Below are 665 nucleotides of genomic sequence, written 5' to 3'. Positions count from 1 at the left end.
ACGGCGGGCAGTCCGACCGCCGCGTACGCGCCGCCCTTGCCGGATTTGCCGAGCGCGGAGGGTTTCTGGGCCTTGATGATGCCTTGCAATCGGTGCGGCATCATTCCGCCCAACTCGTCAGTGGCGGTGGGTGTGGGATTCTCTTCCTTGCGTGACACGAGATTTCTCCTCTGTCGCGAAGTCCCCGGGGTTGGGCGGTACCAGCGCCTCCCGGGGGCGCCTTATGTCCGGTGACCTCACGATCACCGTACGAGTCAGGGCTGACATGCAGCCCGGGATTTCTCAGCTGTGCTTGTCGATGATGGGCTTCAGATACTTGCGGGCCGTGCCCTCCGTGAATCCAGTACCAGGGGAAAGGGACCTGGCCAGGGAGCTGGCCGACTGGTTCGGGAAACGCTGTTCTGCAGCCAGTCGCAGGTAGCGGTACTCCAGCAGTTCCACGCCCGTCAGGTCCTGTTCAGGCTCCAGGCTCTGGTCCCCACTGTCTGCGGGCTCGGCCAGGACCTCGTCCACGGCCTCCGACACGGGCTCCAGCTCAGGCGCAGGCGCCGGAAGGGGCTCGGGGCGGTCGCCAATTGGCGACTGGACCACTTCATCCTGCTCCGGCCATGCCACGGGCTCCGGTTGCACCGGCTTCGGGGCTGTCTCTTATACACATCTGACGG

The 665-nt window shown here is 65.3% G+C and carries 1 protein-coding gene; it reads right to left on the bottom strand.

Annotated elements, in window-relative coordinates; translation table 11 throughout:
- Positions 1-282: 282 nt before the first annotated feature.
- On the bottom strand, positions 283-513 hold the full coding sequence (locus ACFCZN_RS21405; RefSeq protein WP_430558106.1) for a hypothetical protein: 231 nt from the start codon (positions 511-513) through the stop codon (positions 283-285).
- Positions 514-665 lie beyond the last annotated feature (152 nt).

It is taken from the genome of Isoptericola sp. NPDC056134 (assembly GCF_042264825.1).
GTDB lineage: Bacteria > Actinomycetota > Actinomycetes > Actinomycetales > Cellulomonadaceae > Isoptericola > Isoptericola nanjingensis.
The sequence above is the reverse complement of the archived record's forward strand: the minus strand, read 5'-3'. Positions and strand labels throughout refer to the sequence as shown.